This is a genomic window from Streptomyces celluloflavus, assembly GCA_000720995.1.
Classification (GTDB): Bacteria; Actinomycetota; Actinomycetes; order Streptomycetales; family Streptomycetaceae; genus Streptomyces; species Streptomyces celluloflavus.
In genome coordinates, this window is record JOEL01000056.1 from 38,727 (window position 1) to 59,142 (window position 20,416).

General features: G+C 73.0%; 13 protein-coding genes and 1 pseudogene. 5 read left to right on the forward strand and 9 right to left on the reverse strand.

Features of this window, described 5'->3' with window-relative positions; all coding sequences use genetic code 11:
* The first annotated feature begins 29 nt into the window (after positions 1-29).
* Together IH09_RS31575 and IH09_RS31580 are read left to right on the forward strand one after the other, a co-directional pair.
* Positions 30-2,663 (forward strand): DUF7507 domain-containing protein, encoded by a 2,634-nt coding sequence (locus IH09_RS31575; RefSeq protein ID WP_190233461.1) that lies wholly within the window; start codon positions 30-32, stop codon positions 2,661-2,663.
* Between the two features lie 366 nt (positions 2,664-3,029).
* Entirely contained in the window at positions 3,030-3,953 is a 924-nt protein-coding gene (locus IH09_RS31580; RefSeq protein ID WP_052860969.1) for a hypothetical protein, read from the forward strand.
* A 37-nt stretch (positions 3,954-3,990) separates the two neighbouring features.
* Here IH09_RS31580 and IH09_RS40350 read toward each other — a convergent pair.
* A pseudogene (locus IH09_RS40350) lies at positions 3,991-4,285 on the reverse strand (AzlD domain-containing protein).
* A 450-nt stretch (positions 4,286-4,735) separates the two neighbouring features.
* On the opposite strand from IH09_RS40350, the gene IH09_RS31585 reads away from it, so the two are divergent.
* The 3 genes from IH09_RS31585 (at position 4,736) to IH09_RS31595 (ending at position 11,298) form a co-directional block, all read left to right on the forward strand.
* Entirely contained in the window at positions 4,736-9,481 is a 4,746-nt protein-coding gene (locus IH09_RS31585) for an ATP-dependent helicase (protein ID WP_052860970.1), read from the forward strand.
* A gap of 154 nt (positions 9,482-9,635) precedes the next feature.
* Positions 9,636-10,430: an Fpg/Nei family DNA glycosylase gene (locus IH09_RS31590; RefSeq protein WP_052860971.1), complete on the forward strand. Its 795-nt coding sequence runs from the start codon at positions 9,636-9,638 to the stop codon at positions 10,428-10,430.
* Positions 10,431-10,521: 91 nt separating this feature from the next.
* Positions 10,522-11,298: an SDR family NAD(P)-dependent oxidoreductase gene (locus IH09_RS31595; RefSeq protein WP_052860972.1), complete on the forward strand. Its 777-nt coding sequence runs from the start codon at positions 10,522-10,524 to the stop codon at positions 11,296-11,298.
* Between the two features lie 429 nt (positions 11,299-11,727).
* Here the strand turns inward: IH09_RS31595 and IH09_RS31600 are convergent, their stop codons facing one another.
* From IH09_RS31600 to IH09_RS31635, 8 genes are all read right to left on the reverse strand, one after another.
* Positions 11,728-12,198: a Dps family protein gene (locus IH09_RS31600; RefSeq protein WP_052860973.1), complete on the reverse strand. Its 471-nt coding sequence runs from the start codon at positions 12,196-12,198 to the stop codon at positions 11,728-11,730.
* A 178-nt stretch (positions 12,199-12,376) separates the two neighbouring features.
* Entirely contained in the window at positions 12,377-12,760 is a 384-nt protein-coding gene (locus IH09_RS31605) for a helix-turn-helix domain-containing protein (RefSeq protein WP_052860974.1), read from the reverse strand.
* A 94-nt stretch (positions 12,761-12,854) separates the two neighbouring features.
* The gene (locus IH09_RS31610) at positions 12,855-13,394 is read right to left on the reverse strand and encodes a nicotinamide-nucleotide amidohydrolase family protein (RefSeq protein ID WP_052860975.1); all 540 of its coding nucleotides are present in this window, start codon (positions 13,392-13,394) and stop codon (positions 12,855-12,857) included.
* Positions 13,391-14,032: a CDP-diacylglycerol--glycerol-3-phosphate 3-phosphatidyltransferase gene (gene pgsA, locus IH09_RS31615; protein ID WP_052860976.1), complete on the reverse strand. Its 642-nt coding sequence runs from the start codon at positions 14,030-14,032 to the stop codon at positions 13,391-13,393. Before pgsA ends, IH09_RS31610 begins: the two co-directional genes overlap by 4 nt.
* Positions 14,029-15,513 (reverse strand): 30S ribosomal protein S12 methylthiotransferase RimO, encoded by a 1,485-nt coding sequence (gene rimO / locus IH09_RS31620; protein WP_052860977.1) that lies wholly within the window; start codon positions 15,511-15,513, stop codon positions 14,029-14,031. Before rimO ends, pgsA begins: the two co-directional genes overlap by 4 nt.
* A 114-nt stretch (positions 15,514-15,627) precedes the next feature.
* The gene (locus tag IH09_RS31625) at positions 15,628-16,431 is read right to left on the reverse strand and encodes a helix-turn-helix domain-containing protein (protein WP_052860978.1); all 804 of its coding nucleotides are present in this window, start codon (positions 16,429-16,431) and stop codon (positions 15,628-15,630) included.
* Between the two features lie 223 nt (positions 16,432-16,654).
* Positions 16,655-19,423, reverse strand: coding sequence for a DNA translocase FtsK (locus IH09_RS31630; protein WP_110952706.1), 2,769 nt, complete (start codon positions 19,421-19,423; stop codon positions 16,655-16,657).
* Between the two features lie 92 nt (positions 19,424-19,515).
* Positions 19,516-20,175, reverse strand: coding sequence for a response regulator (locus tag IH09_RS31635; RefSeq protein ID WP_052860980.1), 660 nt, complete (start codon positions 20,173-20,175; stop codon positions 19,516-19,518).
* Positions 20,176-20,416: the final 241 nt, after the last annotated feature.

Here is a 20,416-nt window from a genome sequence, read left to right on the forward strand (position 1 = left end):
CGCCGAGGAACGCTTCATACGTTCGCCCCATGACGGCGAAACTCAGACATACCGCATATGGCGGCCGCGGCGGGGCCCGCCGGGTACGCAGTTGGGCCGTGGCCGGGCTGGGTGTGCTCAGCGTGGTGGCCGCGGCCCTCGGCCTGCCGGTCACCGCTCAGGCGCAGCCCGCGGGCGTGCCGCTGGTGAACGAGACGTTCACCGGGGCCACGGCGCTGCCGGAGTTCGAGGGCTTCGGGCCCGCGTGTCTGACCGGGGCGCCCCAGGGGTCCGCACCCGGACCGGGCACCCATCCGCTCACCGGCTGCCCGGCGGGTGCGACCGGCCCCGTACCCCCGAACGACGCCGCGCCGCACGGCTATCTGCGGCTGACCAGTGCCGCCAACGACCAGTCCGCCGCGGTGCTCTACAACCACGCCCTGCCCGCCAACCAGGGCCTGGTCACCACCTTCGACCAGTGGCAGTACGGCGGCACCACCGCTCCCCCGGCCGACGGCATCTCCTTCTTCCTCATCGACGGAGCCTCCTCCCTGACCGCCCCGGGCGCCTTCGGCGGCAGTCTCGGCTACGCGCAGAAACTGCCCGACGACAACCCGGCCGAGCCGTTTCTGCCCGGCGTCAACCACGGCTATCTCGGTGTGGGGCTCGACGTCCTGGGCAACTACTTCGGCGACTGGGAGCACCGGGGCAACGGCTGCCCGACCCGTTCCCCGGCCGGCACCGCGTTCCGCATCCCCGCACCGGGCGAGAACATGGTGACGCTGCGCGGACCCGGCGACGGCACCGAGGGCTACTGCTTCCTGACCGCGACCACCAGCAACTTCTCCACGAGCGGCCCCTGGCCCTCCACCTTGCCGGGGCTGCTGCACGGGCCGACCACCTCGCTGCCCGCGGGCGTCACCCCCGCGGAGGCCGAGACGCTGCTGGAGCCCTCACGGCGCACCGTCACGGTGGAGGTCTCACCGGCTCCCGATCCGGTGATCACGGTCTCGATCGATTTCCACGACGGCAACGGCACCCGGCAGGTCCTGTCCACCCCGGCCCCGCAGCCGGTGCCGAGCACGTACAAGTTCGGTTTCGCCGCGTCGACCGGTGCCTTCACGGACGTCCACCTCATCCGGAACGTCTCGGTGCACCCGGCCGCCGCGCTGCCGCAGCTGAACCTGGTCAAGCAGGTTCCCGAGAATCCCCCGGTGCCCCTGCCGCTGACGCCGGGCCGTCAGGTGCCCTACCAGTACGTGGTCACCAACAGCGGAAACACCACCCTCACCGGCGTGACCGTGACGGACGACCACGTCACGGACATCAGCTGCCCGAAGACCACCCTGGCCAGCGGCGAGAGCATGACGTGCACGGGGACGTACACCGTCACCGACGCGGACGGCCAGGCCGGTTCGGTGACCAACACCGCCGTCGCGCGCGGAGAGTCCGACGGTACGGAGGTGACATCGCCACCCGATGACGTGACCCTGCCGGTCCAGCGGGGGCCGGGCGTGCGGCTGGTGAAGTCGGCCGACGAGACCCGGGAATACCGCGTGGGTGACCAGATCAAGTACACCTACACCGTCACCAACACCGGCCCGCAGGAGCTGACGGGGCTCACCGTCACCGACGACCATGTCAACGGGATCACCTGCGCGTCCACCACCCTGGCCCCGGCCGGGGAGAGCGGCGACAGCACCACCTGTACGGGTTCGTACACGGTCACCGCGGCGGACGGCCGGGCCGGTTCGGTGACCAACACCGCCATCGCGCGCGGAGAGTCCGACGGCACCCCGGTGGAGTCACCGCCGGAGCGCGTGACGCTCGCGGTCGCCTCCGAACTCTCGCTGGGCCTGGAGAAGAGCGTCGACAACTCGCACCCCTATCAGGTGGGAGATCAGGTGACCTACACCTACCGGGTCACCAACACCGGGGACCAGGAACTCACCGGCATCGCCGTCACCGACGACCGCGCCACCGACGTCACCTGTGAGGCCACCACGCTGGCCCCCGGAGCGACCACGACCTGCACCGGTACCTACACCGTCACCGAAGCCGACGCCCAACACGGCAACGTCACCAACATCGCCGTCGCACACGGCCAATCCGACGGCACCCCCATCGAATCCCCACCCGACACCGCACGCGTAGACATCACCACCACCCCCACCCCCCAACCCGCCCTCCAACTCCACAAAACCGTCAACAACACCCACCCCTACAACATCGGAGACCACGTCACCTACACCTACACCGTCACCAACACCGGCAACCAACAACTCACAGACATCCACATCACCGACGACCACGTCACCAACATCACCTGCGAGGCCACCACACTCGCCCCCGGAGCAACCACCACCTGCACCGGTACCTACACCATCACCCAAGCCGACGCCCAACGTGGCAGCGTCACCAACATCGCCGTAGCGACCGCCGACAACGGCACCGTCCGCTCGGAACCCGCCCGCGCCACCATCCAGGTGCAGAAGAAGCCCTGTCACGGCGACGAGTGCAACAAGCCGTGCCACGGCAAGGAGTGCAAGCCTTGTCACGGCAAGGAGTGCAACAAACCCTGTCATGGCAAGGACTGCAAGCCCTGCCACGGCAAGCACTGCGGCAAGCCCTGCCACGGCAAGCACCCCGGCAAGCCGAAGTTGAGGCACGCGGTGCGGAAGTGAGGCACGCGAACCGCTGAACCTCGCACCAGGGGCGTCCGCCGGCCATCGGCGGGCGCCCCACGGCTGCCCGTGTCACCTCCGCCGCCGCCCGGGAGGCGTCCTCACACGGCCGACGGCGGCGACGCCACGGTGGTTGAGGGGCACGCACGGCGCGGGGGACGCCGCCCGCGTGGGCCGGGTGCTCTTCCTCAGGTTCCGGACTCCGCACAACAGTGCAGGTCATAGCGCGAATTGACGAGTTTCCCGGCAGACGGGCGGAGGATCCGCCGCCGGACGGCCGTCAACCGCATGCCTCCGGTTCCCGCCCTGGGAGGGCAGCCGTCCACCTTCGGGCCGCCGGGGGGATTTCGCCCCTACGGTCGGGCCATGGCCGAAATCGCAAGTCCCCCACCGACCCCTCTGGCGCGCGCCGAGCGCTTCGTCTGGCTGACTGCCCGGGTGCTCGAACAGCGGCTCTTCGAGCACCACTTCCTCGGCGGCACGGCGGACGCGGTCGAGACCGCGCTCGCCGCGTACCGCAACGACGACAACGGCTACGGCCACGCTCTGGAGCCCGATCTGCGCGGCCCGGTCAGCCAGCCGCTGCACACCGCGCACGCACTGCGGGTGCTGGACCGTATCGGGCGCTGTGACGGCCGCCAGGTGGAGCGGATCTGCCGCTATCTGACGAGGATCTCGACCCCGGAAGGCGCGCTGCCCGCGCTGCACCCCTCACAGCGCGGGTATCCGGCCGCGCCCTGGATCCCGGTGGTCGACGATCCGCCAAGCGCCCTCCTGGCCACCGGCCCGGTGGTGGGTGTGCTGCACCGCAACGAGGTGTGGAACGCCTGGCTCTTCCGGGCCACGGACTTCTGCTGGGCGGCCGTGGAGTCGCTGGCGCAGACCCATCCGTACGAGGCCGAGGCGGCGGTGGCCTTCCTGGACGGCGCCCCGGACCGCCCGCGGGCGGCCGCCGCGGCGCATCGCCTGGGCCGGCTCGTCCGGGACCAGGGCCTGGTACTGCTGGAGCCGGAGCGGGCGGCGGAGGTCCCGGTGGCGCAGGGGTACGCCCCCGGGGAGCACCACTTCGCGTACGACTTCGCGGCCGCACCCGGCTCGCTGGCCCGCAGCTGGTTCACCGACGCGGAACTGGACCGGTCGCTGGACCATCTCGCATCGCTCCAGCAGGAGGACGGCGGCTGGCCCGTCAACTGGCGGGCGTGGGCCCCGGGGACGGAGCTGGAGTGCCGCCCGATGGTGACGCTCGACGCGCTGCTGACCCTGCGCGCGTACGGGCGCCCCATCGGCTGACCCGGCGGGCGGGCCGTTCCCCGGCGGCCTGCCGCCGTCACCCGCTCAGGGCCCGCACCCCGGCGGTGACGATCACCGCGGCCGACGACCAGGAGGAACGGCGCCCGCAGGACGAGCGCGACGGCCGCGGCCGCCAGGCCCGCGGCCTTCGCGTCGAGCAGCGGGTACCGGCCGTCGCTGACGGTCTGCTGGGCGGTGAGCGCGGCCGGCAGGGCCACCGGGAGCAGCGCGGCCAACCGTTCGGCGAGCGGGCGCTCCAGTACACCGGTGGGCGCCGAGAGGCCGCGCCGGGCTGGGCCAGGGTGACGGCCGAGGTCTCGTCGATGGCCCAGTGGGCGGCGAGCGGTCCGGCGGCCGCCCGGGACCTTAGGAGGCGGCGCCCTCGGCGGTCTTGTACGTTCTTGCGCCCCCGGGCCGGTCCCGAGCTCCTGCGCCGGCTTCGCCGGCGAGGGCGGGCGGGCCGTCCGCTCCTCCAGGACGGCCTTGGCGCGGGCGGCGGTGGCGGCGCCCGCCGTACGGGGCGGGCGGACCGGCAGCGGGCCTCCGTAGCGGCACGGCAGCCGGGCGACGGAGATCCGCAGCAGGCTGTCCGCGGTGAGGGCGTCACCGGCCTCGGCGGCCCGCCCGTCCGCACCGTGGGCGTCCCGGGACCGGGAACGGCCCGGACCCGGGCGGCCCGCCGGACTCCGCACACCCCTCCGACCTGGGAAAAGGCGTGCCGAGCAGTGTCGCGCGACCGCCAGCGCGTCGCATTGTCAGTGGTCCGGTGCACGATGGGGGACATGGCCAAGGCAGCGCTCGACTCCTTCTCCCCCGCGACCCGCGGCTGGTTCGCCGGGGCGTTCAGCGCGCCCACCGGCGCGCAGGAGGGCGCCTGGCGGGCGATCGGCGAGGGCTCGGACGTCCTCGTGGTGGCGCCGACCGGTTCCGGCAAGACCCTCGCCGCCTTCCTCGCCTCGCTGGACGCCCTGGCCTCCACGCCCCCGCCCGCCGAGCCGAAAAAGCGCTGCCGGGTGCTGTACGTCTCGCCCCTGAAGGCCCTCGCCGTCGATGTCGAGCGCAATCTGCGCAGTCCGCTGACGGGTATCCGCCAGGAGTCGGTCCGGCTGGGGCTGCCCGAACCGGACATCACGGTGGGCATCCGCTCCGGCGACACCCCGCCCGCCGAGCGCCGGTCGATCGCCAACCGCCCGCCGGACATCCTCATCACGACCCCCGAATCGCTCTTCCTGATGCTGACGTCCTCGGCCCGGGAGGCGCTGGCCGGCGTGGAGACGGTCATCCTGGACGAGGTGCACGCGGTCGCCGGCACCAAGCGCGGTGCGCATCTGGCGCTCTCCCTGGAGCGGCTGGACGAGTTGCTGGACCGCCCGGCCCGCCGGATCGGCCTGTCGGCGACGGTGCGCCCGGTCGAGGAGGTGGCCCGCTATCTGTCGCCGCGGCGCCGGGTGGAGATCGTCCAGCCGCCGTCCGGCAAGCGCTTCGACCTGTCGGTGGTCGTCCCCGTGGCGGACCTGGGCGAGCTGGGCGGTTCGCCCGTCCAGGAGGGCGACGCCGGCGAGCGGCCGTCCATCTGGCCGCATGTGGAGGAGAAGATCGCCGATCTCGTCCAGGCCCACCGCTCCACCATCGTCTTCGCCAACTCCCGCCGCCTGGCGGAGCGGCTGTGCAACCGCCTCAACGAGATCGCCTACGAGCGCGCCACCGGAGAGACGCTGCCGGAGGCGCACTCCCCCGCGGAGATCATGGCCGAGTCCGGTGCCGCCAAGGGCGCGCCCCCGGTACTGGCCCGCGCCCACCACGGTTCGGTCTCCAAGGAGCAGCGCGCCCAGGTGGAGGAGGACTTGAAGGCGGGCCGGCTGCCCGCCGTGGTCGCCACCTCCAGCCTGGAGCTGGGCATCGACATGGGCGCGGTCGATCTGGTCGTCCAGGTCGAGTCGCCGCCATCGGTCGCCTCCGGCCTCCAGCGGGTGGGCCGGGCGGGCCATCAGGTCGGCGCGGTGTCGACGGGCATCGTCTTCCCCAAGTACCGCGGCGATCTGGTCCAGGCCGCCGTGGTCACCGAGCGGATGCGCGCCGGTGCCATCGAGGCGCTGCGGGTGCCCGCCAATCCGCTGGACGTGCTCGCCCAGCAGATCGTCGCGATGACCGCGCTGGACACCTGGGACGTCGAGGAGCTGCTGGCCGTCGTGCGCCGGGCCGCGCCGTTCGCCGCGCTCCCCGAGTCGGCGTTCACGGCGGTGCTGGACATGCTGGCCGGCCGCTATCCGTCCGACGCCTTCGCGGAGCTGCGGCCGCGCCTCGTATGGGACCGCGTCGCGGGGACCGTCACGGGCCGCCCCGGCGCCCAGCGGCTGGCCGTCACCTCCGGGGGCACGATCCCCGACCGCGGCCTGTTCGGTGTCTTCCTGGCGGGCGGCGACACCGGCAAGGGCGGCGGCCGCCGGGTCGGCGAGCTGGACGAGGAGATGGTCTACGAATCCCGCGTCGGCGATGTCTTCACGCTCGGCACGACGTCCTGGCGCATCGAGGACATCACCCGCGACCGGGTTCTGGTGACCCCCGCTCCCGGAGTCCCCGGCCGGCTGCCGTTCTGGAAGGGCGACCAGCTGGGCCGCCCCCTCGAACTGGGCCGTGCGCTCGGCGCGTTCCTCCGGGAGATCGGCTCGCTCGCCCCGCCGGACGCCCGCGCCCGGCTCTCCGCCGCCGGCCTCGACGAGTGGGCGGCCGACAACGTCCTCGGCTATCTCGCCGAGCAGCGGCAGGCGTGCGGGCACGTCCCGGACGACCGCACGATCGTCGTCGAGCGGTTCCGTGACGAGCTCGGCGACTGGCGGGTCGTCATCCACTCCCCGTTCGGCGCGCAGGTCCACGCCCCGTGGGCGCTCGCCCTGGGCGCCCGGCTCGCCGAGCGCTACGGCATGGACGCCCAGGTGATGCACGCCGACGACGGCATCGTGCTGCGGCTGCCCGACGCCGACCTGATGGGCCTCGACCTCCTCGACGGCGGTTTCGGTCCGGCCGCCGCGGGCACGGAGTACGACCCGGAGCAGTCCCCGGTGGGCGCCGCCGATGTCGCCTTCGACCACGGCGAGATCGACCAGCTCGTCACGGACCAGGTCGGCGGCTCCGCGCTGTTCGCCTCCCGCTTCCGCGAATGCGCCGCCCGCGCCCTGCTGCTGCCGCGCCGCAGCCCCGGCAAACGCACCCCGCTCTGGCAGCAGCGCCAGCGCGCGGCCCAGCTGCTCCAGGTGGCGAGCGAGTACGGGTCCTTCCCCATCGTGCTGGAAGCCGTCCGCGAATGCCTCCAGGACGTCTTCGACGTACCGGGCCTGACGGAGCTGATGGGCGACATCGAGGCCCGCCGGGTCCGGCTCGTGGAGGTCACCACCCCCGAGCCGTCCCCGTTCGCCCGTTCCCTGCTCTTCGGCTATGTCGCCCAGTTCCTGTACGAGGGCGACTCCCCCCTCGCCGAGCGCCGCGCCGCCGCCCTCTCGCTGGATTCCCGGCTGCTCGCCGAACTGCTGGGCCAGGCCGAGCTGCGCGAGCTGCTGGACGCCGGCGTCCTGGCCGAGCTGGAGCGCGAGCTCCAGTGGCGTACGGACGACCGCCGCGCCAAGGACGCCGAGGGCGTCGCCGACCTGCTGCGGCTGCTCGGCCCGCTGACCGATGCCGAGCTGGCCGAGCGGGGCGCGGAGCCGGCCTGGCCCCGGGAGCTGGCCGCCGCCCGCCGCGCCATCACGGTGCGGATCGCCGGCGCCGACCACTGGGCGGCCGTCGAGGACGCCGGGCGGCTGCGCGACGCCCTGGGCACGGCCCTGCCGGTCGGCGTCCCGGAGTCCTTCACCGAGCCGGTCAAGGACCCGCTGGGCGATCTGCTCTCCCGGTTCGCCCGCACCCACGGCCCGTTCACCTCCGAGCGGGCGGCCGCCCGCTTCGGTCTGGGCACGGCCGTCACGGACGGCGCCCTGCACCGCCTCGCCGCCGCCGGCCGCGTCGTCCAGGGCGAATTCCACCCCGCCGGGACGGGCCAGGAGTGGTGCGACGCCCAGGTGCTGCGCAGGCTGCGGCGCCGCTCGCTCGCCGCGCTGCGCGAGGAGCTGGAGCCGGTGCCGCCCGCCGCGCTCGCCGCCTTTCTCCCCCAGTGGCAGCATGTCGGCCCGCCGCCGCCCGCGCCGGGCACCGGGGGCCGGGCGCCGCGCGGCACCTCGCACGGCCTGCACGGCGTCGACGGCCTGGTCCGTGCCATCGAGCAGCTCCAGGGCGCGCCGGTCCCCGCGTCGGCCCTGGAGAAGCTCGTACTGCCCTCCCGGGTCGGCGACTACACCCCCGCCCTCCTGGACGAACTCACCGCCACCGGTGAGGTGTTGTGGGCCGGCGCCGGCTCGCTGCCCGGCAAGGACGGCTGGCTCTCCCTCCATCTCGCCGACTCCGCGCCCCTCCTGCTCCAGCCGCCGCTCCCGCTCGAACTGTCCGCGCTGCACGAGTCCGTGCTGACCGCCCTCGCCCCCGGCTACGGCCTGTTCTTCCGCCAGCTCGCCGACCGGATCCACGCCACCACCCATCCCGATGCCACCGACCCGCAACTGGCCGACGCCCTCTGGGAGCTGGCCTGGTCGGGACGGCTCACCAACGACACCCTCGCCCCGCTGCGCGCCCTCCTCGGCTCGGGCCGTACGGCCGGTTCGACCGCCCACCGCGCCCGGCGGGCGGTGCCCCGCGGCCGGTACGGCTCACTGACCGCCGCCACCGGCCGTACGGGCCGCCCCACGGCGTCCCGCTCCGGCCCGCCGACGGTCGGCGGCCGCTGGTCCCTGCTGCCCGCCGTCGAACCGGACGCCACCCACCGCGCCCACGCCCTGGCCCGCACGCTCCTGGACCGGCACGGCATCGTCACCCGCGGCGCGGTCGCCGCCGAGGGGGTCGCGGGCGGGTTCTCGGCCGCGTACCGGGTGCTGGCCGCGTTCGAGGAGTCCGGCCAGGCGCGCCGCGGCTATGTCGTCGAGGGGCTGGGTGCCGCCCAGTTCGCGATGGACGGCGCCGTCGACCGGCTGCGAGCCGTCAGCACCCAGCGGGACCGCACCGCCGACGCCCTGCCGGACGGCGGTGCGGCCGAGGCCGCGCGCGGCGGTCCGCGGCGCGCCGTCGTCCTGGCCGCCGCCGACCCGGCCAACGCCTACGGTGCCGCCCTGCCCTGGCCCGATCCGCCCGCGGGCTCGACGCACAAACCCGGCCGCAAGGCGGGCTCCGTCGTCGTCCTGACCGACGGTGAGCTGGCGCTCTACATGGAGCGCGGCGGCAAGACCCTGCTGCTCTGGCCGCTCACCGACGACCCGGCGGGCCACCCCGCCGACGCCCGCCTCCACTCCGCCGTCGCCGCGCTCACGGACGCCGCCCGCGCGGGCGCCCTCGGCACCATCACCACCGAACGCATCAACGGCGCCGCGGCCCTCACCTCCCCCTTCGCCCCGGTCCTGGAGGCCGCCGGTTTCCACCCCACCCCGCGGGGGCTGCGGCTGCGCGGCTGACGGGACGCGGCCACCGGCCCCGGCGCCACAGTCGGCCGCCGCGCCGCCCCGCGCCCCGGGTTCCCTGACCCCGCCCGGAAGCCCGGAACGGATGCGCCGCCCTGCGCCCCGGAGATCCGCCCCCTGATCCCCCCGCCCCGGCATGATGGCTGCCATGCCCGAAGGTGACACGGTCCGGCGCACGGCCCAGCGCCTCCACGACGCACTGGCCGGACAGCCACTGACCCGCTGCGACCTGCGCGTTCCCCGGCTCGCGACGGCGGACCTGACCGGCCGCCAGGTGCTGGAGGTCCGCTCCCGCGGCAAACATCTGCTCATCCGCTTCGAGGGCGGGCTGACCCTCCACTCCCATCTGCGCATGGACGGCGCCTGGCAGCTCTACGCCCCGGCGGAACGCTGGCGCGGCGGCCCCGCCCATCAGATCCGGGCCGTCCTCGGCACCGCCGGCCGCACCGCCGTCGGCTACCGCCTCCCCGTCCTCGACCTGCTGCGCACCGCCGACGAGTACCGCGTCGTCGGCCACCTGGGCCCCGATCTCCTCGGCCCCGACTGGGATGCGGCCGAGGCGCTGCGCCGTCTGCTCGCCGCCCCCGCACGCCCGCTCGGCGAAGCCCTGCTGGACCAGCGCAATCTCGCCGGCATCGGCAATGTCTACAAGTCCGAGCTGTGTTTCCTGCTGCGCGCCTCCCCCTGGCTCCCCGTCGGACGCCTGCCCGCCCCGGAACGCGCCCCCGCACTCGCCAGGAAACTCCTCGAAGCCAACAAGCGCCGCCCCGCGCGCCGTACCACCCCCGACCCCCGACCCGATCGCCGCCTGTGGGTCTACGGCCGCGCGGGCCGCCCCTGTCTGCGCTGCGGCACCCCTATCCGCACCACCGACGGGGGCCCCGCCACCGAAGCACGCACCACCTTCTGGTGCCCGGCCTGCCAGCCCGCCCCACCCGACTGACCTAGCCGCACTCCCACCGGCCCCGGCACACCAACACACGCCCCGTGCCCACTAATTGACGCCCAGTCAGACATGTCCCTACCCTCACCCCATGCCCCTCACCGCGTACGACCTCACGGGCCGCACCGCGATCGTCACCGGCGCGGCGAGCGGTATCGGCCGCGCCACCGCCGTACTCCTCGCCGAGGCCGGCGCCACCGTCCACTGCGCGGACCTCGACGGCGAGGGCGCCCGCGCGACCGCCGCCGCCATCGCGGACGCCGGCGGCTCCGCCCGCCCCCACCACCTCGACGTCACCCGGCGCGACCAGATCGCCGCCGCCGTCGACGAGGCCCGCCGGCAGACCGGCCGCCTCGACGTGATGGCCAACATCGCCGGGATCATGCACACCTCCACCGTCCTGGAGACCGCGGACGCGGATCTGGACCGGGTGTGGAACACCAACTTCAAGGGCGTCCTGTACGGCTGCCAGGAGGCCGCCCGCGCCATGATCGCCGCCGGTACCGGGGGCAGCATCGTCACCATGGCCTCCGGCGCCATCGACACCGGCGCCCCGGGCCTGCTCTGCTACGGGGCGGCCAAGGCGGCCGTCGTCCAGCTCACCAGGACGCTGGCCAGCGAGGTCGGCCGGCACGGTATCCGGGTCAACGCCATCGCCCCGGGCTGGGTCCGTACGGCGATGACCGACCGGCACACCGCCGAGGCCCGGCGGCAGGCCGAGGAGCCGATGAGCCGGCGCTCACCCCTGGGCCGGGTGGGCGAGCCCGAGGACATCGCCCACGCGGTACTGCACCTGGCGTCGGACGCCTCGTCCTTCACGACCGGCCAGATCCTCCGCCCGAACGGCGGCGTCGCCATGCCGTGGTGAGCGCCGCCCGCCCGCGCCGTACCACCGCCGCGGTCTCAGCGTCGCGCCCCACCCACGGAACGCAGTGCACGGGCAGCAGGCTCAGCCCCCAGCCGCCCGCCGCCACCGCCCCCTCGATCACGCCCGCCGAGTGGGGCCACAGGGTCAGCCGGAGCACGGCCCACCACCACAGCCCGCCGACGAGAGCCGCGGCCGTCCAGCGCCCCGGCCCGGAGCGCCCTCGGCGGCCCGCTATCCGGTCACCGGCATTCCGTGCGACCGGTCCGCGCGCCGCGAAGTCGTGCCACGCCATGGCTGCCTCCTCCGGCCGACGCTAGACGGGGCCTGCCATCCGGCGGCAGGGCGCACCGCAGCATTTCCGGCGCGACCGCGGGGCATCCGCCCACCGCTGCGAGGGCGGCACGGCCCCTCAGCCGACGCCGCGCCCCGTCACTGGGATTCGGCCTGGAACATCCAGTGGTGCTTCTCCAGGTCGGCGGTCAGGCCGATGAGGATGTCCTGGGTGACCGGGTCGGGCTCCGCGGTGTCGGTGATCCGCCGGCGCATCCGCCCGATGACCGCGGCCAGGGCCGCCACCAGCGCGTCCACGGCGTGGTCGTCCTTGATCCAGCCGTCCGTCACTTCGCCGATACCGCTGGTCTTGGCAACGGTCACGGACCGGCCGTCGGGCGAGACGCTGATCGCCGCCGCCCGCTCGGCCACCGTGTCGGCGTGCAGGCGGGCGGTGGCGACCACCTCGTCGAGCTGGAGATGCACGGAGCGGAAGCGCGGGCCGACGACGTTCCAGTGCACCTGCTTCGCGACGAGGGAGAGGTCCACCAGGTCGACCAGGGCTCCCTGCAGAGCGTTCCCGACCACGGTGCGGTCGGCGTCGGACAGCGTGCTTGTGACAACAGACATCCGGATACTCCTGTTCGGGACGAATGCACCTATTGCGTCATCGTATAAACGATGTCGCGAGACGAGCGGGCCAAACGGTCCACGCGGGCGCGTCCCCTCCGGTGCGTGCCCGGACGCACACAGCCCGAAGCCCCGGCCGGGCTGCTGCCGACCGGGGCTTCGGGTGAATACAGGGCTGTCAGGCCGCGACGACATCCACGACGTCTGCCGGCGACTTGATGGTCACGCGGTCCTCCGGCACACCGGCCAAGGAGGCGACGGACACCGAATTGAGCTTCGGCCGTACCGGTGCGTGGACCGGGCCGCTCGCGGCGGCGGACTGTGCGAGTTCGGCGAGTGCCAGCTCGTCGCTGACCTCTCGCATGAGTTCGGACATGCGCACATCCAGCGCGTCACAGATCGACGAGAGCAGTTCGGAGGATGCCTCCTTCTGCCCCCTCTCGACCTCGGACAAATAGCCGAGCGACACCCGGGCGGAGGAAGAGACCTCGCGCAGGGTTCGGCCCTGGCGCTGACGCTGTCGGCGCAGCACGTCACCCAGCAGGCGACGAAGCAGAATCATCGCTGGCTCCCTCCTCGGACCTCGGATCCGGATCCTTCTCGACCCACCGTACCGCCTCGGGCGGTAGCCGTGCCGGGCGCAAGTTCGTGTTCTCTCAGGGCTGCAAACATCCATTCCCCCCGTGTTGTTCCGTATCCTGTGCCCGCGCATTTTCTGTCAGTTCGCTCAGCAGCAAGGCGAGCACGGCTTCGACGCTGTCCGTGCGGATCCGCGCACGGTCCCCGGCCAGCGCGAGCCGGCGCACCGCTCCGGCGCCCGCCGGCCCCCGGACCGCGACGAAGACGGTGCCCACCGGCTGCCCGTCCTGGGGATCGGGCCCGGCGACCCCCGTGGTGGCGAGGCCCCAGTCGGCGCTCAGCACCCGCCGTACACCGTCGGCCATCTGCCGGGCGACCTCCCCGTCCACGGCCCCGCGCGCGGCGAGCAGCGCCCCGTCCACGCCCAGTACGTCCCGTTTGAGGTCGGTGGCGTAGGCGGTCACCGACCCACGGACGACCCGCGAGGCCCCGGGGACGGCGGTCAGCGCCCCCGCGACCAGTCCGCCGGTCAGCGACTCGGCCACCGCCAGCGTCTGCCCTCGGCCGGCGAGCAGCGTCAGCGCCCCGGCCGCCGCGGCACCCGCCGGCCCGTTCACCGTTCGGCGTCCCGCCCGGCCCGCTCCCGGGCCAGACCGGCCCGGCGCAGCACCACGGCCTGGCGGACGTAGTCCAGCCCCGTGGCGACGGTCAGCACCACCGCCACCGCCATCACCCACCAGCGGAAAGTGGCCAGCGGGCCGGTCAGCACCAGGACGTACATCCCGACCGCGGTGCCCTGGGCCAATGTCTTGATCTTGCCCCCGCGGCTGGCCGGAATGACACCGTGCTTGATCACCCAGAACCGCATCAGCGTGATGCCCAGCTCGCGGAAGAGGATCACACCCGTCACCCACCAGGGCAGATCGCCCAGCACCGACAGGCAGATCAGCGCGGATCCCATGATCGTCTTGTCCGCTATCGGGTCGGCGATCTTCCCGAAGTCGGTGACCAGGTTGTACGCGCGCGCCAGATGCCCGTCGAACACGTCGGTGATCATGGCGACGGCGAAGGCGGCCCACGCGAAGGCGCGCCAGGCCGGGTCCGTACCGTCACCGTGCATCAGCAGCATGACGAAGGCCGGGACCAGCAGCAGCCGCAGCATCGTCAGGACGTTGGCGATGTTCCACAGCCCGGCCTGCCGGACGGCCGGCGCCGGGCGCGGCCTGCCGGCTGCGGAAGCCGGGACTCCGCTCATCTGCCCGCCTCCTCGGCACGCTCCGGACCGTCCACCGAGAGCACCTCGGCCACCAGGTCCACGCCCTCGCTGGCCACCACCTTTGCTTCGACCATACGACCGGGCACGAGCTCCCGGCCGGTCGAGAGCAGGGTGACCCCGTCGGTCTCCGGCGCCTGGTGCGCGGCCCGCCCGACGACGCCCTCCTCCTCGTCGATCCGGTCGACCAGCACCCGTACGCTCTCGCCGACCCGCTCCTCCGCGCGCTGCGCGGTCAGCTCCTCGGCCAGCCACGAGACCCGCGCCAGCCGCTCGGCGACCACCTCCGGGTCGACCTTGTCCGCGTACGACGCGGCTTCCGTACCGTCCTCGTCCGAGTAGCCGAAGATGCCGATGGCGTCGAGCCGGGCCTCGGTGAGGAAGCGTTCCAGCTCCGCGACGTCGCTCTCGGTCTCGCCCGGGAAGCCGACGATGAAGTTGGAGCGGGCGCCGGCCTCGGGCGCCTTCGTCCGGATCTGCCGGAGCAGGTCCAGGAAGCGGTCGGTGTCCCCGAACCGCCGCATCGCGCGCAGCACACCCGGCGCCGAGTGCTGGAAGGACAGATCGAAGTAGGGCGCCACCTTGTCGGTGCCGGTCAGCACGTCGATCAGTCCGGGGCGCATCTCGGCGGGCTGGAGGTAGCTGACCCGGATCCGCTCGATGCCGTCGACGGCCGCCAGCTCCGGCAGCAGCGTCTCCAGCAGCCGGATGTCACCGAGGTCCTTGCCGTAGGAGGTGTTGTTCTCGGAGACCAGCATGATCTCCTTGACGCCCTGGTCGGCCAGCCAGCGGGTCTCGCCGAGCACATCGGCGGGCCGGCGCGAGATGAACGAGCCGCGGAAGGACGGGATGGCGCAGAACGAGCAGCGCCGGTCGCAGCCGGAGGCGAGCTTCACCGAGGCCACCGGGTTGCTGCCGAGCCGGCGGCGCAGCGGCGCGCGGGGCCCGGAGGCGGGCGCGACGCCCTCGGGCAGGTCCTCGGGCGGGGTGTCCTGGGCGTGGCCGGGCAGCGCCACATCGGCGGCGCCCTGGCGCTCGGCCGGGCTGATCGGCAGCAGCTTGCGGCGGTCGCGCGGGGTGTGCGAGGCGTGGATGCCGCCGTTGAGGATGGTCTGGAGGCGGTCGGAGATATCGCTGTAGTCGTCGAAACCGAGCACACCGTCGGCCTCGGGCAGCGCCTGGGCCAGTTCCTTGCCGTAGCGCTCGGCCATGCAGCCCACGGCCACCACGGCCTGGGTCCGGCCGTGATCCTTCAGATCGTTGGCTTCGAGCAGGGCATCGACGGAGTCCTTCTTGGCGGCCTCGACGAATCCGCAGGTGTTGACGACGGCGACATCGGCATCGGCGGCTTCTTCGACGAGCTCCCAGCCGTCCGCTGCCAGGCGGCCTGCGAGCTCCTCCGAGTCCACCTCGTTACGGGCGCAGCCAAGAGTGACAAGGGCGACGGTACGGCGTTCGGGCATGGGGCTCAGCCTACTTCGTCCCGGTCGTGCCCATGGCGTGCAGGTCTGCGGCCGCTCTCCCAGGGCTCCCCGGCCAGGGGGTGCCGGGGCGGCGGCCGCAGCTCAGACGCGGTCTCAGCCCGCCTGAGGGTCTCCGGGGGTGTAGCTCAGCCGCTCCACGGACCCCTCGTCGCCGACCTCCTTGACCTCCTTGCCGTTGACGTACAGCTGCACGGCTCCGGCGTTGCCCAGGACCAGGTCGATCCGCTTCTTGTCGGTGAAGGTCATGGACTCGCCCTGCTCCAGCAGACCGTCCTCCAGGAGCTTGCCGTTGGCGTCCTTGGCGGAGACCCAGCTCTTGCCGTCCCGGGCGGTGACCTTGATCGTCACCTTGTCCTTGGGCAGTCCGGCGATGGCACCGTCGGAGGGCTCGGGGGCGGGCTTGGCCGGCGGCGCGGAGCGGCTGGGCGCCGGTGCGGGCTTCTCGGCGTCGGCGGAGTCCCCCGCGGCGACCGGGTTGCCGGTGGTCTTGCCGCCGCTGAAGAGCGTGAAGCCGACGAAGCCGACGACTGCGACGATCGCCGCGACCATGGCGGCGGTCCAGTTGGGCCGGCGCCGCTCGGGCCGGATCCGCTCGGCCTCGAACAGCGGCGCGGCCGGGGTCGGTGCGGGCCGGCCGCCGTGCTCGGCGTCGTACCGGGCGATCAGTGCCTCGGGATCGAGCGAGACGGCGCGGGCGAGCGCACGCAGATGCCCCCGCGCATAGACCTCGCCGCCGCAGCGCGAGAAGTCGTCCATCTCGATCGCCTGCACGATGGGGATGCGCACCCGTGTCGTCGTACTGACCTCTTCGATGGTCAGTCCTGCGTCGGTACGGGCCTGCTGGATGGCGCGACCGACGGAAGGCCGGTCGGCTTCGGGAGAGTTGCCGATGGACACGGGGGCGCCTTTCGAGCGTGTAGCCACCTGCTGGAGGTTCAGTCTAGGGGTGGACCGAAAGGGTGGGGCAAGCGGGAGAGCGGAGTTTGTACGCCATCAGAACGCCCGTGGACGGCGCCGCCGGGCCTGCATGATGAAGCATCGTTCCCTCACCTCCTTCCGCTTGACGTATCAGCAGGCGAAACGGTTGCTTTCTCTCGTACGAGTGACCCGCAAATGGGTGCTACGCCGGAGAGTCCCCCCGGATCAGGGCGAGCGCCCCGTCCAGTTCGTCCGGCTTGACCAGCACATCGCGGGCCTTGGAGCCCTCGCTCGGCCCGACGATGTTCCGCGACTCCATCAGGTCCATCAGCCGCCCGGCCTTGGCGAAGCCCACCCGCAGCTTGCGCTGGAGCATCGACGTCGATCCGAACTGGGTGGACACCACCAGCTCGGCGGCCTGGCAGAGCAGATCGAGATCGTCGCCGATGTCCTCGTCGATCTCCTTCTTCTTCGCCGTACCGACGGTGACGTCCTCGCGGAAGACCGGCGCCATCTGGTCCTTGCAGTGCTGGACCACCGCCGCGACCTCGGCCTCGGTCACGAAGGCGCCCTGCATACGGACCGGTTTGTTGGCGCCCATCGGCAGGAAGAGTCCATCGCCCTTGCCGATCAGCTTCTCGGCGCCCGGCTGGTCGAGGATGACCCGGCTGTCGGCGAGCGAGGAGGTGGCGAAGGCGAGCCGGGAGGGCACATTGGCCTTGATCAGACCGGTGACGACATCGACGGACGGGCGCTGGGTGGCCAGCACCAGGTGGATGCCGGCGGCGCGGGCGAGCTGCGTGATGCGGACGATCGAGTCCTCCACGTCCCGCGGCGCGACCATCATCAGGTCCGCCAGCTCGTCGACGATGACCAGCAGATACGGGTACGGGGACAGCTCGCGCTCGCTGCCCACGGGCGAGGTGACCTTGCCGTTGCGCACCGCTTCGTTGAAGTCGTCGATGTGCCGGAAGCCGTACGCCGCCAGGTCGTCGTAGCGCAGGTCCATCTCGCGCACCACCCACTGGAGCGCCTCGGCGGCACGCTTGGGGTTGGTGATGATCGGCGTGATCAGGTGCGGGATGCCTTCGTAGGCGGTCAGTTCCACCCGCTTGGGGTCGACCAGCACCATCCGCACATCGTCCGGGGTGGCGCGGATCATCACCGAGGTGATCAGGCAGTTGATGCAGGAGGACTTGCCGGAGCCGGTCGCACCGGCGACCAGGACGTGCGGCATCTTCGTCATGTTGGCCATGACATAGCCGCCCTCGACGTCCTTGCCGAGCGCGACCAGCATCGGGTGGTCGTCGCCCGCGGCGTCCGCCAGCCGCAGGACGTCGCCGAGGTTGACCATCTCGCGGTCGGTGTTGGGGATCTCGATGCCCACCGCGGACTTGCCGGGGATCGGGCTGATGATGCGGACATCGGGGCTGGCCACCGCGTAGGCGATGTTCTTGGCCAGCGCGGTGATCTTCTCGACCTTGACGGCCGGACCCAGCTCGACCTCGTAGCGGGTGACCGTCGGCCCACGGGTGAAGCCGGTGACCGCGGCATCGACCTTGAACTCCTGGAAGACCGTGGTCAGCGCCGCCACTATCGCGTCGTTGGCAGCGCTGCGGGTCTTGCCGGGGCCGCCGCGGGAGAGCAGGTCGAGGGAGGGCAGCGCGTAGCTGATGTCACCGGCCAGCTGGAGCTGTTCGGCGCGCGGCGGCAGATCCGCGGGCGGCTCCGGCGCCGCCTTGGTGAAGTCCGGTACGGACGGGGTGGACCCGGCGCCGGCCGGCTGCGCGCCGCGGGCCGCCGGCACCCCGCCGCTCTCCGCCCCGGTGTCCGCTCCGGCCCGCTCCCGTCGCTCCCCGGAGATACCGCTGCTCAGGCCCGCGATGAGCGGGGAGGGCTGGACGCCGTGCAGCACCGCGCCGTCCAGCGCGGCGGCGGCCGCGGCGGCCACGTCGACCGCGTCCATCGGCCGGTCCGGGTCGGGCGCCACGGCGGCCCGGCGCGGGCGGCGGCGCTTGGCCGGCGCCTCCTCTTCTCTCCCGTCGGGATCCGCGGGATCGTCCGTCGCGGCGCCGCGGCGCCGGCCGCGCGCCGGCTGCTCCCGCCACTCCTCCGCGAACTCCTCCGCCTCCCAGTCCGAGGGCTCGGGCTCGGTGGGCTCCAGCACGCCCAGCTTGACCCCGAGCGCGCGCAGCCGCTGCGGGATGGCGTTCACCGGCGTCGCGGTGACCACCAGCAGCCCGAAGACGGTCAGCAGTACCAGCAGCGCCACCGCCAGCGTCTGGCCGACGGCGAAGACCAGCGGTTTGGACGCGGCCCAGCCGACATACCCGCCGGCGTCCTGCACGGCCGCGATGCCGGCGCTCCGGCCCGGCGAACCGCAGGCGACGGCGACCTGTCCGAGGATGCCGAGGACCAGCGCGGACAGCCCGATGATGATCCGGCCGTTGGCCTCCGGCTGCTCGGGGTGGCGGATGAGCCGGATGGCGATGCCGCCCAGCAGGATCGGCACGACCAGGTCGAGCCGGCCGAACGCGCCGGTGACCAGCAGCGCGACAAGGTCCCCGACCGGGCCGCTGAGGTTGGACCAGGTGCCGGCCGCGACGACCAGCGCCAGGCCGAGCAGCAGCAGGCCCAGCCCGTCCTTGCGGTGCGCCGGGTCGAGGTTCTTCGCACCGTGGCCCATCCCGCGGAACATCGCCCCGATGGCGTGCGCCAGCCCGAGCCAGCAGGCACGGACGAGGCGGTAGACACCGCCGGTGGGTGACGGCGCCGGTTTCGGGGCGGCCTTCTTGGCGGGCGCCCTCTTGGCCGGTGCCTTCTTCGCGGCCACGGGCTTCTTCAGCGGCGGCTTCTTGGCGGGAGCCTTCTTCGCGGCGGTCTTCTTGGCCGCGCCCGCGGGCTGTCCGGCGCGCTGCTTCGAGGGGCCCGCCGTGCTCTGGGTTCCCTTGCCGGACGTACGTGAGGCCATGATGAGGAGGTTACAGGCGACGGCGGGCGTGACACGAGCGCACGACGCTTCACCCATCCGTGTCGTGCGCCCGTCTCATGAGCGGGCGTCAGTCAGCCCACGCCGTTGCCCGAGCCCGGCTCCAGTGCGTCCAGCGCCCTGCGCAGGCCGGTCAGTTTGCGTTCCAGATGTGCCGCGGTGGCCACCGCGGCGGCGTCCGCCGCCTCGTCCAACTGCTTGGACAGCGCCTCGGCCTGCTCCTCGACCGCGGCCAGCCGCGCCGACAGCTCGGCGAGCAGCCCCGCGGACTCCTTCGTCTCGTCGGCGCTCGGGCGCCCGCCCTCCAGCTGCAACCTCAGCAGGGCTGCCTGCTCCCGCAGTTGGCAGTTCTTCATGTAGAGGTCGACGAAGACCGAGACCTTCGCGCGCAGCACCCACAGGTCGAACGGCTTGGAGATGTAGTCGACCGCACCGGCCGCGTAACCGCGGAAGGTGTGGTGCGGGCCGTGGTTGATGGCCGTGAGGAAGATGATCGGGATGTCCCGGGTGCGTTCACGGCGCTTGATGTGCGCCGCCGTCTCGAATCCGTCCATCCCCGGCATCTGCACATCGAGCAGAATGACCGCGAAATCGTCCGTGAGCAGTGCTTTGAGCGCTTCCTCCCCGGACGATGCCCGCACCAGCGTCTGATCGAGCGCGGAGAGGATCGCCTCCAGCGCCAGCAGATTCTCCGGCCGGTCATCGACCAGGAGGATCTTGGCCTTCTGCACCATGGCCCGTCCTCCTCGCCCCGGCAGTACACCGGACGCCGCCCCAGGGGACGACTCCGTCATGCCGCCCGTCCTTGTGCCGGTCATGGTAGCTGCACCCCGCCTGTCGCCACACCCTGTCACCGCGATGTCACTGTGCACGTAGCAGAAACGCAGGGAGAGACCAGAAGGTTCCCCGAACCGCGCGCTTCCACACGTCCACGGCCACACTGTGTCAGCACGCGGTGATCCTCGTACGCCTCCA

Coding starts and splice junctions, on each gene's coding strand:
- IH09_RS31575 (WP_190233461.1), top strand. CDS start 30: ATGACGGCGAAACTCAGACATACCGCATATGGCGGCCGCGGCGGGGCC.
- IH09_RS31580 (WP_052860969.1), top strand. CDS start 3,030: ATGGCCGAAATCGCAAGTCCCCCACCGACCCCTCTGGCGCGCGCCGAG.
- IH09_RS31585 (WP_052860970.1), top strand. CDS start 4,736: ATGGCCAAGGCAGCGCTCGACTCCTTCTCCCCCGCGACCCGCGGCTGG.
- IH09_RS31590 (WP_052860971.1), top strand. CDS start 9,636: ATGCCCGAAGGTGACACGGTCCGGCGCACGGCCCAGCGCCTCCACGAC.
- IH09_RS31595 (WP_052860972.1), top strand. CDS start 10,522: ATGCCCCTCACCGCGTACGACCTCACGGGCCGCACCGCGATCGTCACC.
- IH09_RS31600 (WP_052860973.1), bottom strand. CDS start 12,198: ATGTCTGTTGTCACAAGCACGCTGTCCGACGCCGACCGCACCGTGGTC.
- IH09_RS31605 (WP_052860974.1), bottom strand. CDS start 12,760: ATGATTCTGCTTCGTCGCCTGCTGGGTGACGTGCTGCGCCGACAGCGT.
- pgsA (WP_052860976.1), bottom strand. CDS start 14,032: ATGAGCGGAGTCCCGGCTTCCGCAGCCGGCAGGCCGCGCCCGGCGCCG.
- rimO (WP_052860977.1), bottom strand. CDS start 15,513: ATGCCCGAACGCCGTACCGTCGCCCTTGTCACTCTTGGCTGCGCCCGT.
- IH09_RS31630 (WP_110952706.1), bottom strand. CDS start 19,423: ATGGCCTCACGTACGTCCGGCAAGGGAACCCAGAGCACGGCGGGCCCC.
- IH09_RS31635 (WP_052860980.1), bottom strand. CDS start 20,175: ATGGTGCAGAAGGCCAAGATCCTCCTGGTCGATGACCGGCCGGAGAAT.